Source organism: Fischerella sp. PCC 9605, from assembly GCF_000517105.1.
Lineage (GTDB): Bacteria > Cyanobacteriota > Cyanobacteriia > Cyanobacteriales > Nostocaceae > PCC9605.
Genome location: NZ_KI912152.1, coordinates 377,747 through 392,582, shown reverse-complemented (window position 1 = coordinate 392,582; position 14,836 = coordinate 377,747). Strand labels below are relative to the sequence as shown.

Annotated in this window: 10 protein-coding genes and 2 pseudogenes; 8 read left to right on the top strand and 4 right to left on the bottom strand. The window is 41.3% G+C overall.

Going from position 1 to position 14,836, the window contains the following annotated elements; all coding sequences use genetic code 11:
- Nucleotides 1–34: 34 nt before the first annotated feature.
- Nucleotides 35–6,721, bottom strand: a complete 6,687-nt coding sequence (locus FIS9605_RS0132100) for a non-ribosomal peptide synthetase (protein ID WP_026736179.1) — start codon at nt 6,719–6,721, stop codon at nt 35–37.
- A gap of 546 nt (nt 6,722–7,267) precedes the next feature.
- Between FIS9605_RS0132100 and FIS9605_RS0132095 the strand changes: the two are divergent.
- The 4 genes and pseudogenes from FIS9605_RS0132095 to FIS9605_RS46305 all read left to right on the top strand — a co-directional run.
- A pseudogene (locus FIS9605_RS0132095) lies at nt 7,268–7,570 on the top strand (AAA-like domain-containing protein); the annotation flags it as partial.
- A gap of 140 nt (nt 7,571–7,710) precedes the next feature.
- The gene (locus tag FIS9605_RS44615; protein WP_197036210.1) at nt 7,711–8,400 is read left to right on the top strand and encodes a DUF4158 domain-containing protein; all 690 of its coding nucleotides are present in this window, start codon (nt 7,711–7,713) and stop codon (nt 8,398–8,400) included.
- Nucleotides 8,393–10,066 (top strand): Tn3 family transposase, encoded by a 1,674-nt coding sequence (locus FIS9605_RS44610; protein ID WP_197036221.1) that lies wholly within the window; start codon nt 8,393–8,395, stop codon nt 10,064–10,066. The genes FIS9605_RS44615 and FIS9605_RS44610 overlap by 8 nt, the downstream gene beginning before the upstream one ends.
- A 53-nt stretch (nt 10,067–10,119) precedes the next feature.
- A complete protein-coding gene (locus FIS9605_RS46305; RefSeq protein ID WP_269321114.1) occupies nt 10,120–10,716 on the top strand; it encodes a Tn3 family transposase in 597 nt (198 codons plus the stop codon).
- Here the strand turns inward: FIS9605_RS46305 and FIS9605_RS39065 are convergent.
- Nucleotides 10,699–11,943, bottom strand: a complete 1,245-nt coding sequence (locus FIS9605_RS39065; RefSeq protein WP_231510539.1) for an ATP-binding protein — start codon at nt 11,941–11,943, stop codon at nt 10,699–10,701. The genes FIS9605_RS46305 and FIS9605_RS39065 overlap by 18 nt on opposite strands.
- Nucleotides 11,944–12,137: 194 nt before the next feature.
- Here FIS9605_RS39065 and FIS9605_RS0132080 point away from each other — a divergent pair, with 194 nt between their 5' ends.
- Nucleotides 12,138–12,725 (top strand): hypothetical protein, encoded by a 588-nt coding sequence (locus FIS9605_RS0132080; protein ID WP_026736177.1) that lies wholly within the window; start codon nt 12,138–12,140, stop codon nt 12,723–12,725.
- 21 nt (nt 12,726–12,746) lie between these two features.
- Here the strand turns inward: FIS9605_RS0132080 and FIS9605_RS0132075 are convergent, their stop codons facing one another.
- Nucleotides 12,747–12,995 carry a hypothetical protein gene (locus FIS9605_RS0132075; protein WP_026736176.1) on the bottom strand — a complete coding sequence of 83 codons (249 nt, stop codon included), beginning with the start codon at nt 12,993–12,995 and terminating at the stop codon, nt 12,747–12,749.
- Between the two features lie 265 nt (nt 12,996–13,260).
- On the opposite strand from FIS9605_RS0132075, the pseudogene FIS9605_RS0132070 reads away from it, so the two are divergent.
- A pseudogene (locus tag FIS9605_RS0132070) lies at nt 13,261–13,566 on the top strand (transposase); the annotation flags it as partial.
- Between the two features lie 93 nt (nt 13,567–13,659).
- On the opposite strand, the gene FIS9605_RS0132065 reads toward FIS9605_RS0132070, so the two are convergent.
- The gene (locus tag FIS9605_RS0132065; protein ID WP_026736174.1) at nt 13,660–13,902 is read right to left on the bottom strand and encodes a CopG family ribbon-helix-helix protein; all 243 of its coding nucleotides are present in this window, start codon (nt 13,900–13,902) and stop codon (nt 13,660–13,662) included.
- 236 nt (nt 13,903–14,138) lie between these two features.
- On the opposite strand from FIS9605_RS0132065, the gene FIS9605_RS0132060 reads away from it, so the two are divergent.
- Both FIS9605_RS0132060 and FIS9605_RS0132055 read left to right on the top strand, forming a co-directional pair.
- On the top strand, nt 14,139–14,426 hold the full coding sequence (locus tag FIS9605_RS0132060; RefSeq protein ID WP_026736173.1) for a type II toxin-antitoxin system Phd/YefM family antitoxin: 288 nt from the start codon (nt 14,139–14,141) through the stop codon (nt 14,424–14,426).
- Nucleotides 14,410–14,736, top strand: coding sequence for a type II toxin-antitoxin system RelE/ParE family toxin (locus FIS9605_RS0132055; protein WP_026736172.1), 327 nt, complete (start codon nt 14,410–14,412; stop codon nt 14,734–14,736). Before FIS9605_RS0132060 ends, FIS9605_RS0132055 begins: the two co-directional genes overlap by 17 nt.
- Nucleotides 14,737–14,836 lie beyond the last annotated feature (100 nt).

The window sequence follows — 14,836 nt, the reverse complement described above, 5'->3', positions numbered from 1 at the left end:
CAATACTTGGCGTTAAAAACCTGTTAAATTCTCCTCACACAGACAGTTTGCCGAGTAATAATTCCAGTTCATATTGATTTAACCCAGCTTCCGGAAAGTCCGAAGGTGTATAACTACCAACTTCCACATCAACACAGTGATAAATCAAAGATTCCAATATTTTGATGAACATCCCAGCCAAAAACTCAATAGTATGTCTGTGATGAAAACTACTGCTATAAGTCCAATTCAGTTGCAATTTGCCATCAACCACAAAACCATCTACTTCTAGTAGATGACTACGGTATCCTTGAGGACAATGGGTGAGTCCAGTTGACTCCTTAGCGAATCCTAAAAGCATTGAAGAAGAACGAACTCCATCCAATTGTCCCAAGTAGTTAAAACTGATTTGTGGTTGGGGTAGAGATTGTAATTGCTTATCCTGACTCAAATATCGCAACACACCATAACCAATACCACGATTGGGAATTTGCCGTAATTGTTCTTTAATTGATTTGAGTGCTTCCCCCTGAAGATGATGATTAAGTTCTAACTTCACAGGAAAGACAGAAGTAAACCAGCCAACGGTACGGGATAAGTCCACATCCTCAAATAATTCTTCTCGTCCGTGGCCTTCCAAGTCAACTAATAAAGTATTCTCGCCAGTCCAATCAGCAAAAGTTTGCATCAAAGCAGTCAGCAAGACATCATTAATTTGGGTGTTGTAGGTAGAAGGTACATCTTGCAGTAGTGCTTGGGTTTGTTCCACACTCAAAGAAACTGATACTTGTTCTGCTGAGGCTATTGTATTTTTCTCTTTCCCAGCAATATAGTCCACTGGTAAAGGCGGGACATTACAAGCAGATTGAGTTAACCAGTAATTCAACTCTGTAGCTAATGCTGGACTTGAAGCATATTCGCTCAGTCGGTTTGCCCAATCTTTGAAAGAAGTTGTTTTTGCTGGTAATTGAATTGCTAAACCATGACTAAGTTGCTGATAAGCTGTAAACAAATCTGCTAGTAAAATCCGCCAAGAAACACCATCGACTGCTAAATGATGTACGATGAGCAACAAACGTCCTGGTTGGTTATTGCCTAGACGGAACAGTATAGCTCGCATCAAAGAACCTTGTGATAGGTTGAGTTGAGTTTGCATTTCATCAGCAGTTGATTTTAGGGCTGATTGCTGTTCTATTGGAGATAATTTTGATAAATCTATGCAAGAGAAAACCTGTGTTTCTTCATATTCAGCGTTAAACTGAGTTACATTGGATGCAGACAATGTAAAGCGTAGACGTAGAGCATCATGATGTATCAGTAGTTGCTGTAAAGCTTGTTCTAATAGCTCTGGCTTGAGGTCTGGTGATACCTCCAACATTACAGACTGGTTATAGTGAGAGGGATTCGGTAAATTCTGCTCAAAAAACCAATACTGGATGGGTGTTAAGGGTACTGTGCCTGTGACTACACCTTGTTCGGCTGTAACAGTGGTGTTTGTCGTCACCACAGTAGATAAATCTGCAATAGTTTGGTGTTGAAATAGCTGTTTGGGAGTCAGCACCAAACCCTCTGCATTTGCGCGAGTTACTACCTGAATACTGAGAATAGAATCTCCACCTAATTCAAAGAAGTTATCGTAAATACTTACTTGTTCTACACCCAGTACCTCAGCCCAGATTTTGGCTAGTATTTCTTGAGTGGATGTGGTAGGTGAAACTACATCTATTGCTGTATTTTTATCTGGTGCTGGTAATGCTTTCCGGTCTACTTTACCGTTAGGAGTCAAGGGTAGTGCATCGAGGGTTACAAATGCACTAGGAACCATATAATTCGGTAATTTCTGTTTGAGTTCAGAGTGCAGTTGCTGAGTATCAAGTGTATCAGTGTTAGCAACTACATAAGCTACTAATCGCTTGTTACCAGCATTATCTTCTCTGGCAATGACTATTGCTTGTTTTACCTGGGGATAAGTATTGAGAATAGACTCAATTTCTCCTAGTTCAATTCGGAAACCGCGAATTTTAACTTGGTTATCAATGCGCCCAATAAATTCAATATTGCTATCCTTTAAGTAACGCGCCAAATCGCCTGTTTTATACAATTTGGAATCACCAAAAGGATTGTTAACAAACTTTTCTGAGGTTAATTCGGAACAGTTGAGATATCCACGAGCTACACCAGCACCACCAATGTAAAGTTCACCCACAACACCAATGGGTACTGGTTGCAGATTTCTATCAAGAATATAAACTTGGGTATTGGCAATGGGACGACCGATAGGTACACCACCAGTTTGATTTTTTAGCTTTCTCAAGTCTGGTTCGTAAACTGTGGCTGTAATCGTCGCTTCAGTGGGGCCGTAAGCATTGAGTAGTTTGATATGACAACCAACGTATTTTTGCCACATAGCGACTCGTTCCCATCTGACTTGTTCGCTACCCACAACCACTAACCGCAAACACTTTGGTAAATATTCTTGGGATTGAGATAAATCTAAAACCCATTCATGCCAGAATGCAGCCGGTAAATTTAAAACTGTCAAATTTTGTTTATTGATAAATTCAACGAAGTCTGCGAAAGAAGCAAACATCTCATTGGGACGTAACACTACCGTTGCACCGCTTAACCAAGAAGGAAAGATTTCTTCTATGGCCACATCAAAACTCAAAGCTGCAAATTGTAGGACATTATCTTGAGATGTGAGGTGAAATTTGCGAGCGATCGCGCTACTATGATTTACTAAATTCTGATGTGTAACTAACACTCCTTTGGGCTTGCCTGTAGAACCAGAAGTGTAAATTACATAACCAAGGTTGCTGGGCTGCACATCAGACTGAAGATTTGCTTGACTATAACTAGAAATTGCTTCCCATTGTGTATCTAAACAGATAACTTTGGCTCCATACGTAGGCAATTGTGCCAGCAAATTCTCAGTTGTTAACAAAACTGACACACGAGAATCAGACAAAATATAATCCAAGCGTTCTTGGGGATAACTAGGATCAAGCGGTACATAAGCACCACCAGCTTTGAGAATACCCAACATTCCCACCATCATTTCCCAAGAAGATTCAATGCAAATTCCTACTAATACTTCTGGTTTCACTCCCAGTGTTTGCAGATAATTCGCTAGTTGGTTAGCACGGTGATTTAATTCTCGGTAAGTAAGTTTTTGCTCTCCAGATACAACAGCAACCGCATCCGGTGTTTTTTCTACTTGCTCCGCAAATAATTCATGAATGCACTTATTTTGAGGATATTCTTTGTTAGTTTTGTTAAATTCTACCAATAATTGATGGCGTTGAGATTCGTTTAATAGGGGGATAGTAGCTAGCAACTGCTCAGGATTAGTTACAGTTTTTTCCAAAAATGTTTGTAAAATTTCTAGTATGCCATTAATAGTGCTGGCATCAAATAAGTCAGTATTGTAATCACAATCTAAAATCAATTCACCGTCTATCTCACTGACATTAAGACAAATATCATGATCCAAAAAACTAACAGGTTGAGATAATAAACTTGTCTCAACTCCAAACATCTGCGGCACAGCTAAAGGTCGGTTTAAGTTGAATACTGCTGTGACTAGAGGCGATAAATTTTTATTTTTGGTTGTTTTCAGTGTTTCAATTAACCTAGCAAAAGGATAATCTTGATGTTCGTAAGCATTTAACAATTCAGTTTTAGTAATTTGCAAATGCTGTAAAAATGTCACATTTCCATCAATGTAACTTCTAATTGGTAATAAGTGAGAACAATAACCTACAAGTCCTTCACTACCTTTAAATCTTCCAGAGGCCGGAACGCCAACTACAATATCTTCTTGACCTGTTAATCTGTGCAGTAAAGTAGTGTACACAGATAAAAGAGTCATCAACAAAGTACAACTATTTTCTTGACTAAATTTCTTGACTTGACGGAATAAATTAGCATCAAGCTGAATAGTTGTTCTGCTACCTTTATAAGTCTTTATGGGTGGATGAGGACGGTCTGTAGGTAAGTCTAAAATAGGAATTGTAGCTGAAAATTGTTCTAACCAATAGGATTCATGCAGTTTCATTTCTGGTGTGTTACTTTGCTGCTCTTGCCACTCAATGTATTCTCTTAATTGCATAGGTGGCTTGAGTCTGGTGTCAAAGTTCTGACATTCTGCTGAATACAAAGCAGCTAATTCTTGCAGAATTACTCCCATTGACCAACCATCAACAATAATATGATGAGCCGTGAACACAAGTAAGTGGTGTCTTTCCGTTAGTTTGAGGATATTAAAACGGAATAAAGGAGCTTTGCTTAAATCAAAAACGTCGCAGCTTTCTTTCTTCAACCACCTATCTACTTGAGACTGACGTTGTTCTTGATTGAAGCAGGAGAAATTGATTACAGGAATTTCAACTTCTAAGTCAGGCAAGATATTTTGAAAATTGCCTTCACTGCTGATGCTTGTCCGTAAAGCCTCATGACGATTCACTAGTTTTTGCATTGCTTGACGCATTGCTTCTAACTGAAAATTACCCTTTAATTCTGCTGTAGCAGAAACGTTATAAGCCAGCGAACCATTATCTTCCATTTGTGCCAAAACCCAAAGTTGTTTTTGAGCTTCGGAAAGAGGAACTATAGTTTCTTCCTCTGATGTTTTTTGTGTAAGATTAACTGGTGTTGAAGCTGTTAAATTAGCTGATGAAGATTGATTTTGACTGATGTAATTAGCCAAAGCATCAAGAGTTGTTAACTCTTCAAACAATTGGCGTAGTTCAATATTAATCCCAAACAAATTTTCTATAGCTTCAGCAGCTTCAACCATTACCAGAGAATCTGCACCCATTGCCATCAAAGGTTGATGAATATCAACTGTGGCAAAGTCTACTTGTAATAAATTAGCTACAATATTGCGTAATTTGACGCGGATATTCTCTAATTCTGGAGATACTTTTACTACTTCATTCTCCTGTTTTTGACCTTTTATTTGCTGCTTTAAAGCATCTACCTCTGCCAGCAAATTACGGAACTCTGATTTATTTTCAGGATTCTTACTCCAATCCCAGACAATATTTAAATCTCCAGCTATAAAACCAGCGCGACAAGCACGACGGCGAATTTTACCGCTAGAGGTTTTGGGGATACTTCCTGTTTTTAGTAGTAATACAGTGTGAACTTGCAGTTCATGTTCTTCCCCGACAGCTTGGATAATATTTTTGGCGATCGCATCACCATCTAGTTTTCGTAAATATTGACGTTCTACCTCACAAGCAACTACTAATTGTTCTTGTCCATTAATCTCAACTGAGAAAGCAGCACTAGAACTCGATTTAAGTGCGGGATGACTTTTTTCTATAGTCAGTTCAATATCCTGGGGATAATAATTCCGTCCGCGAACAATAATTAAATCTTTCAACCTCCCAGTCACAAATAATTCTCCATTCTGCAAGAATCCTAAATCACCAGTCCGCAGAAATGGCCCTTCTTTGGTATCTGTTAAATAAGCACGAAAAGTGGCTTGTGTTTCTTCAGTTTTCTGCCAATATCCTTGAGCGACACTTGCACCTCTAACCCAAATTTCTCCTACTTCATCATCAGAACAACGTTGCAATGTTTCAGGATGAACGATCGCAATCTCATGATTGTCTACATTTTGACCAGAACTAACAAGAGTTTGGACAAAATTATTTTTATTAGATGCTGGAGTCACATGATTTTCTAACAATGCTTTGCCATCAATACTGGTTAGTATTGGTGGGTTTGTTTTCACACCACCAGCCACAATTAAGGTTGTCTCAGCCATGCCATAGCAAGGGTAAAAGCTACTAGCACGAAAACCGTATGGTGCAAATGTTTCTGCAAACTTCGTCAGTGTTTCCGCTCGAATAGGTTCAGCACCATTAAAAGCTACTTCCCAACTAGTCAAATCGAGAGTTTCTCGTTGTTCTGGTGTAATTTTACGCACACATAAGTCATAAGCAAAATTTGGCCCTCCACTGGTAGTAGCTTGATAGCGAGAAATTGCTTCTAACCATTGAAAAGGCTTTTGCAGAAAATCCACTGGTGACATTAGTGTGACTGGGAAGCCTCCGTAAATAGGCTGGAGAATGCCACCAATTAATCCCATGTCGTGATAAGGTGGCAACCAAATGACCCCTTGGCTTTGGAATGAATGCCCAAAACACTGATAAATTGAGGCTAAGTTGTGCAGAAGGTTGCTGTGGCTAACCATAACGCCTTTTGGCATCCCGGTAGAACCAGAGGTGTATTGCAGAAAAGCTAAGGAGTTGCTATTGATTTGTGGCTGTTGCCATGAGTTGGCTAAATCAGTATTGATGTTATCAGTAGCTAGCCAATGCAGAGATTGTAAATTAGTTAAGTTAGTTAATTGTCCTTCAATGTTAGATAAAGCGGTTGTAGTGGTAAGTGCAACTGTGGCTTGTGCATCAGCTACTACCGCCTGCAAGCGAGATAGAGATTTATTTTGTCTGGGTGGATAAGCTGGGACTGCAATGACTCCAGCGTATAGACAGCCAAAGAAGGCGGCGATAAATTCTAATCCGGGGGGATAAATTAGCAGCACTCTGTCCCCGATGGTTGTAATATTTTTCAGGGCGACTGCGATCGCTCTAGCTTTTAAATCTAATTCTTGATAGGTAAAATCAGTCTCTTGCTGTCCATTAACTAAGAATGAGAAGGCTTGTTTTTCTGACTGATTAACTGCTCTATAGCGCAATAACTCTACTAAGTTATCAAAAGATTTATTCATATACTTTTATCCTCTTTATTTGTTGCGTGTTTTTAGAGCTTTATGAGGTAACAATCACTGGAATTAAGTAAATAATTATGAATTGCTTTATTTCATTTACTTGCCCTATTCATAATCTTCTACTCTGGATGTTTTTCGAACTTTTACTTTTATAAAATGCAAAAGATTTAGCGTCGATATAGAAAAATTAAGGGATTTATTGCCAATCAAGCACTTAACTGTTGCAAGATTGGTGAATGCAAATGCAAAAGTTTAATTTCTCATCCCCAAAGTTAATTGCCTAGCCCCTCTCTGCGTCGGAGCGTCGGCTTTCGGCGATGTCTACGGCAACGTCTGCGACGAACTGAACTTTTCAAGACAGAGGGGTTGGGGTGAGGTTCATCGAATTCACGATTATTAGTTTTCCTCCCCCACACCCCCACACCTGTGTTTCTGGAAAAATCCTTAACTTTTCTACATGGACAGTGACAGCTAGAACCTCTATAAATATGACAGTCAACAGCGTGATACATTGCATCGATTCAGACTTGAAAGGCAGGAATACCCGTGCAGAAGCTGATTTCCACCTACGAATATCATGTTGGCGGTCGTCTTCCCATTGATGCACCCAGCTATGTAGTACGGCAGGCTGATGAAGAACTCTACAATGCTTTAAGGGCTGGTGAGTTTTGTTACGTCCTTAACTGTCGTCAAATGGGTAAGTCCAGTTTGCGAGTGCAGGTGGCTAAACGACTGCAAGAAGATGGTATTGCTTGCACGACGGTTGATTTATCTGGAATTGGCAACAGCAACATCACAGCCGACCAGTGGTATGCAGATATTATCATGCGCCTGGTAAGGAGTTTCCGGAGAGCGATTTTTTTGGGCGCTGGAGATGGCGCATACGAATGAGAGTATTTGGGGTCACCGTACCCGTGGGGGGAAAAGTGTACGCTAAGGATCAATAGCCTGTAATATCACTCTGGTAATATTGTTCTAGGAGTGATTGCATGCGTAAAGAACCAGAAGTCCTCTCTGCTGCCCAAAGAGAACAATTTAACCGTCGTCATGAATTCCTCAGTGAGTTTGAGCGAGTTCGCTATTACACGTTAAGTTCAGAGGAGATTGCGCTGATTCAGAAGCGACGCGGTAACTACAATCGACTCGGATTTGCCATCCAATTATGCTATTTGCGTTACCCGGGTCGAGCGTTGCAACCCCAAGAAGCGGTTCCAGACGCTCTGTTGTCCTATGTTGCTGGACAACTGAATTTGGAAGCGACCGTGTTCGAGCAGTATGCACAACGCGATACCACACGCCGAGAACATCTGAGTGAAATTCAGGAGATTTATGGATATCAAACCTTTAGTCAAGCTCACTACCAGGATCTAAAAACCTGGCTGCAACCGCTCGCATTGGGAACTGACAAAGCGATCGTCTTAGTAAACGAAGTGCTAGCGGAACTACAACGCCGCAAAGTGATTGCTCCAGCACTCTCGACCGTTGAACGGTTAGTGTGGGAAACCCGGCGGCAAACTGAGCAGCACCTGTTTGGGCAATTAACACAAACGCTTAGCGCCACTCAAAAGCAACAACTAGATGAGTTAATCACAACCCAAGACGGACAACCCTCCCAACTCACTTGGCTCAAACAAGCTCCACTACGTCCTTCCCCCAAAAGTTTCACCCGGACTGGTTGAACGCATTCAATTCATCCGTCAACTGGGTCTGGCAAACGAATTAAGCCAAGGCATTCCGCAAAATCGTCTACTCCAGTTGGCGCGTGAAGGAAGTCGCTACACAAATCAAAAACTGAGGAAATTTGAACAACCGCGACGGTATGCCGTTCTCGTTGCCTTTTTAGCCCATCAGTTGCAAGAGTTGATTGACCGAGCGTTGTCGATGCACGATCGGTTAATGACAACCGTATTTAACCATGCCAAACGCAAGCATCAAGAGGAGTTTCAAAATAACGGCAAAGCCATCAACGAAAAGGTAAGATTGTACGTTAGTATCGGTAAAGCCCTGATTGCGGCACGAGAGAACGAGCAAGATTGGATCAGTGCTATCGAGTCAGTTATCCCGTGGGAACGATTTGTGGCAACCGTACTGGAAGCCGAAAAGCTAGCTTATCCCTACGCTTTCGACTATTTGGATCACCTCGACAATCACTACTCCTATCTCAGGCAGTATACCCCCCTACTGCTGGAAAGTTTTGAGTTTCAAGCGGCGAAACCTTATACGTCCATAACACAAGCCATTGATGTGTTGCGGCAACTTAATGAAACTGGACAGCGTACTGTTCCTGAAACAGCTCCAGTTGATTTCATCAAACCCCGGTGGCAAGAGCATATCTTTCAGGCAGACAAAATCGACCGTCACTACTACGAGCTATGCATTCTCGCAACGTTGAAAGACGGTTTAAATTCAGGCGATCTCTCGGTTAAAGGTAGCAAACAGTATCGTAACTTTGATGATTACCTACTACCTCCATCGGATTGGAGCGCACTTCAGCAGCAACAGCAAATTCCGATTACTATTCCAACGGATTGTCAAACCTATTTAGAGCAGCGTTCACAGGAATTGGATGAGGCCCTAAAAAATATTGAACCTCTACTCGTTGAAAACAAGTTAACTGATGTGCGTTTAGAGGATGAAAAACTCATCATCACGCCTTTAACCAAACTGGTTCCTGAAGAAGCTGAAAAGCTTTCCCATCAAATTTATCAATTGCTTCCTCGCATCAAATTAACCGACTTACTGATTGAGGTTGATGCCTGGACAAACTTTAGTGGCCACTTTACCCATTTGCACACCGACCAGGAATCTAAACAAAAGCGGCTTTTACTCAGCACAATTTTGGCAGATGCAACCAACCTGGGCTATACCCGTCTAGCTGAGGCTTGTCCTGGTATCAGCGCCGAACAATTGAGTTGGACCTCGCAATGGTATTTGCGACCCGAAACCTACAGCAAAGCCTTGGCAACGCTGGTCAATTTCCAACATCAACTGCCAATGGCGCAATTGTGGGGCGATGGCACTACGTCTTCTTCCGATGGACAAAGTTTTCGCATTGCCAATCGCCGCCCTTACACCGCTCACATCAATGCCAAATATGGCTTTGACCCAACGGTTGTTTTTTATACTCACATTTCCGATCAATATGCGCCCTATCACACGAAAGTAATTAGTTCCATCGTCCGCGATGCTCCCCACATGCTAGATGGCTTACTCTATCACGAAACCGATTTGACGATTCGAGAACATTACACTGATACGGCTGGTTTCACCGATCAGGTTTTTGCGATCTGTCATCTGTTAGGGTTTCACGGGAGCACCTCGCATCAGCAATTTGAAAGACCATAAGCTCTTCAGTATCTTGCCGCGTTGCAATTATCCTCAATTGAAACCTTTACTCTCTGAACGTCCCATCAACCTTAGCCGCTCCCGAAAAACACTGGGATGATATTTTGCGCTTAGTCAGTTCCATTCGTTTAGGAACAGTACCTGCCTCACTAATCTTAGGGAAATTGGCGGCTTATCCTCGTCAAAATGGGTTAGCACTAGCAATCCGAGAGGTGGGTCGAATTGAACGCACCCTCTTTTCTCTGTTGTGGTTGCAAGACCCACTGCTCAGACGACGAGTGCAAATTGGCTTGAATAAGGGAGAAGCTAAAAATGGATTGGCAAGAGAAGTCTTCAAACACCGTTTTGGACAAGTGGTAGATCGTTCCTATGAAGACCAATGGCACAAGGCAAGTGGACTAAATTTAGTTGTGGCTGCCATCATTGTCTGGAACACAGTTTATCTAGCGAAAGCTGTTGAAACATTGCAGCAAGCCGGGCAATTTATTAGAGAAGAATACTTATGTCATTTATCACCTCTAGGTTGGGAGCATATCAACATGATTGGGGAATATCACTGGAATCTCCGACTCATCACGACTCTGGAGAATCTCAGACCACTCAGATTACAATTCATTAGTCCTGAAATCCAGTCACATCAGGCTTCCTAGCTTTAGCGTACACTTTTCCCCCCACGGGTACGGTGACCCCAGTTCGGGTGGCAACCATTCCATCCGGTTGACTGAGGCAATCACTAGCACCTCGCTTGTTCTTTCCTGCATCCAGGTCAAAAGCTTACCTGCAAGGCGTTTAGCTAGGTCATCATCTCCGGCAAAACCCTTATCAAAGTCGTCAAAATACAGTATTATTTGTGACAATTTATCTGCTAGTTTTAGCAGGCGTTCGAGTTTGATTTCAGCTTGGTTGCCAAAACTGCGGAAATTACCCCAATCAACCATGATGAGGGGAATACCCATATTTTGCGAGCAGGCTTTCGCAGAGTGGGATTTTCCCGTCCCTGGTGGTCCCACTAGCATAATACCTTTTGGTACGCGCAAGTTGTATTGTTTGGCGCGGGGGGTGAGGAGGCGCTTAAACTTTTTGAATGATTCTTGCATCAGTTCTAACCCACCCAGTTGGACTTTGGGTGGGGGTAGGAATTCAATATCGTAGAGGCGGTTGAGGAGTTGGATTTTTTGTTTGAGGAGAGCGATCGCTACTTCTTCTGAGTTAATGAAGTCGGTGGTTTTTCTAACTTCCTTGAGTAGATTGAGTATATCTGATATATACAACCCCATCCCGGCATTTGCTACTGTGAGGGCATCTATTTCTGTGTATTCTGGGGGTAGTATGCCTGCTTGAGTAAGTGAATTAATAATTTCGCTAACGTCAGGTAAATCTTGCTTCCAGATAGGAATTTCAGCTACGATATCGCTACTAATATCAGCAGTTGCTCCTAGAAGTAGGGCAATTTTACCAGTATTTTGATTGTAATGTTTAATATTAATTAGTGAAGATTTAATCCATTCGGATACTAATAAAAATTCAGTTTCTTTTGGGCGATTTTCCTTAATCCAGGGGTATACATTCTCTATAATTAGAACGCCGCTTTCCTGGTATTCTTTCCAAAAGCTGAGTACGTGAAAATAATCTTCTTTATTGTATCTTGGCTTGGGAATATAGTCTTTAAATTCTGCAATCCGTAATTTTGAATTCTCAACTGTCAATTCCTTGATAGCTTCTTCGCCCAAGTTCCACAGATAGCACTTGCGGTTGTTGTTTTGGCAGAATTGGGTGATATGCACCAGTAGGCGCAGTCTTTCTTGGAGGGGAGATTCGCAGGCGATGAGAGGGTATTCCTCTTGAATCAGCCCTTCGAGTATCTGGAAGCTGTACATAGCTCGATTTAATGTGTATAAGAGCGCATTTTCTCCTATCTACACAAGATTTGGCATCTAATTTTAGTTCTAAAAAATATCCAATATTAGTTGGTTTTCACAACTTCAATATGACTGTAAGACTGGATATAAGACTATTTAATGTTTAAGGAATTTGTGAAATTAGAGGCTATTATTTAAACTTTTGACTAACTATGTCTAAATCATCTAAACCAGTTCCATCCTTTCCCCAGGTGTTTGTTCCTCAATTGGTACGGGATAAGAAATTCGCCCCGGTGATTGTGCCTTCGGGTACGGGTGATGCGCCTGTGGGGGCGAGTGAGAAGCTATTTGAGAATGTCTTGAAGCATTATTTTGGTGATGCAGTTTTCCCCCAACAGAAAATGTTACCGCCGGGGCATGATTTGCACTACACGGCTGACTTTCTCATTGTTGAACCTACTACCGGGTTACATCTGGATGTGGAAGTTGATGAACCTATCTCGTTTGCAACTCTTAAGCCTACCCACTGCATCGGGCAAGACGATTACAGAAACGTGTGTTTCGTTAATGCTAATTGGGTGGTGGTGCGATTTGCGGAGGAACAAGTTTCATCCCAGCCAGAACGCTGCGCTCGATTTATTGCTGGTGCGATCGCACAATTGACGGGTAATGAAACTTATCGTCAGAAGCTACTTCATGTAGAGAAAGTTACTCCCATGCGCCAGTGGTCTGCACGTCAAGCTTCCAGGTTAAAGAAGAAGGATTACCGTCAAGCTTATCTTGCTCAAAGGAAGAATTAGAAGGATGCCAAGCTACTCTATCTATACCGGAATAAGTTTGAGTTCCCTTAATCTTTCCTGGAGATTTACTACTTCAACTTCCCAAAATTTCTTAATTGCCAAATAGAGTGTTTCAAAACTAGAAGGTTGGTTTTCTAGAAGCTGATATAGTTTATCAGCTAATGCATCTTCATCGATTGATGAATACTCCTCATAAAATTTCCTGATTTTTTCATCTTTTGAACCTTCACGGTCAAATGTAATGCCACACTTAATCTCGTCTATAAACATTCTTGGTGAAGGAAATGTATTTTCATATTCCTTAAAATTTAAGGCGATGCTTGTGAGTTATTCGATGGAAAATCCTTCCATGTTTGTTCTACCAATATGTTATTTACTGCTTGTTTTAGTATTCCAGATAGCTGTTAAAATAAAAACTTAGTTTTTGATAATTATTTTATATGTAATTATCCTGTTTTTTATTTATAATTAACCCTCTTTTGTCAATTTCGCGAGAGTATAATTAAGGACAAACCTTAGAACTGGGTTCTGTATTATGGTAGAGCCTCGTCAACCAATACCCACAGTCAAATTTATAGACGAATACTGTCAATTTTATCAAAACCTATTTCCAGACGTCAGAAGTTTTGAAGCTTTTAAGTATCTACATATGGGTATTATATCTGACATAAAACGTAAAACTCTACCGGAAATAGTGAAAATTGTAGGGTTAGGTAATCATCAACCATTACACCATTTTTTAACAGAATCACCTTGGGATGTAAAAGAATTAAGGAGACAGCGATTAGAATTAATTTCATATGTACTCCAAGGTCGCCCAATAATACTAATTATTGCTGAATTTTTAATATTATGCGAATAGCTGCCTTTGGATTATCTTGAGCAATGTATTCATGAATCTGCGTTGCGGTTGCGGAGCGCTTTTTTGAGCCACTTAATCTGCATTGGTTAACTTTGCAAAAACAGTATTCACTTCTTCGTCTGTTGCAAAGTCGCCAGCATCAGCCTCTTTGATTCCTGCCTCAATCTCTGCTACCTGCCACTGATACAAATCAAGATATATATCAACTGCTTCATTGAGGATATAAGTTCTATCCCGGTCAAGTCCAGCAGCTATTTTGTCCAACAATGCCCGCTTTTCGCTATCAAGGCGGAAGGTAATATTTTCTTTACTCATACAAATCTTCACTATATGCTCTTTACTCGATTTTGTCTTGCGCTGCATTGCAATGCAAGATAATTGTCTTCACTCGAATTTAGGCTCGATTAATTCTGCACTTGTTTCACCAGTTTAGAATCCCTGTGGCTTGGTCATAGCAATAACGTTCTCGTCAGGGATTGGAGAAAGCTTGCTTATCCCCTCAAAATCAGTTAGCATCAAATTTGCATCATATTTAGTGCAAGGGTGTAAAGATGAATATTAGCCGTGATATTGATTCCCTTTCCAACTTCAAACGCAATACGCTTAAGTTCATTGAGCAGATGAAGGATACAAAGGAACCTGTAGTGTTAACGATTAATGGCAAGGCAGAACTTGTCGTGCAGGACGCAGAAGCGTACCAAGCTCTTCTTGACCGGATTGAGTATCTGGAAACCGTTGAAGCCATAAAGCAGGGCTTGCAGGACGTAAAAGACGGAAAGACCGTGGCTTTAGAGGACTTTGCAGAGGCAATGCGAAAGAAACATGACATTCAAGGTTGAACTTTCTGTCCTTGCCACCCAGCATATCGAGGAAACCTATCTGTGGATACAACAGACAAACCCCAGTGCCGCCGATAAGTGGTTTAATGGCGTTATGACAGCCCTTAATTCCCTCAAGGATTCTCCCCGGCGGTGTTCCAAGATACCGGAACAGGACGAGTTTACCCAGGAAATCCGTCATCTCATTTACCGGAAAAAATATCGGATTATTTTTACTGTCCAGGATGCAACAGAAACAGTTTACATCCTGGCTGTCCGGCACACATCACGAGAACCTTTGGAAGGTAAAGATTTAGAAGAAATCCTATAAGTGTAGGGGACAGGCGGGAAATGCTTCTCTGTAAGAAAGTTGCTTGTGGGGACGGTCTGACGGGGATGCTCAACAGTCTAGTTAAGAGTCAAAGAAGCGG

What these genes read in the sequence shown, in the direction of transcription:
- FIS9605_RS0132075 (WP_026736176.1), bottom strand. Translation starts at nt 12,995, where the DNA reads ATGTTTATAGACGAGATTAAGTGTGGCATTACATTTGACCGTGAAGGT.
- FIS9605_RS0132080 (WP_026736177.1), top strand. Translation starts at nt 12,138, where the DNA reads ATGTCTAAATCATCTAAACCAGTTCCATCCTTTCCCCAGGTGTTTGTT.
- FIS9605_RS39065 (WP_231510539.1), bottom strand. Translation starts at nt 11,943, where the DNA reads ATGTACAGCTTCCAGATACTCGAAGGGCTGATTCAAGAGGAATACCCT.
- FIS9605_RS0132100 (WP_026736179.1), bottom strand. Translation starts at nt 6,721, where the DNA reads ATGAATAAATCTTTTGATAACTTAGTAGAGTTATTGCGCTATAGAGCA.
- FIS9605_RS0132065 (WP_026736174.1), bottom strand. Translation starts at nt 13,902, where the DNA reads ATGAGTAAAGAAAATATTACCTTCCGCCTTGATAGCGAAAAGCGGGCA.
- FIS9605_RS0132055 (WP_026736172.1), top strand. Translation starts at nt 14,410, where the DNA reads ATGACATTCAAGGTTGAACTTTCTGTCCTTGCCACCCAGCATATCGAG.
- FIS9605_RS0132060 (WP_026736173.1), top strand. Translation starts at nt 14,139, where the DNA reads ATGAATATTAGCCGTGATATTGATTCCCTTTCCAACTTCAAACGCAAT.
- FIS9605_RS44615 (WP_197036210.1), top strand. Translation starts at nt 7,711, where the DNA reads ATGCGTAAAGAACCAGAAGTCCTCTCTGCTGCCCAAAGAGAACAATTT.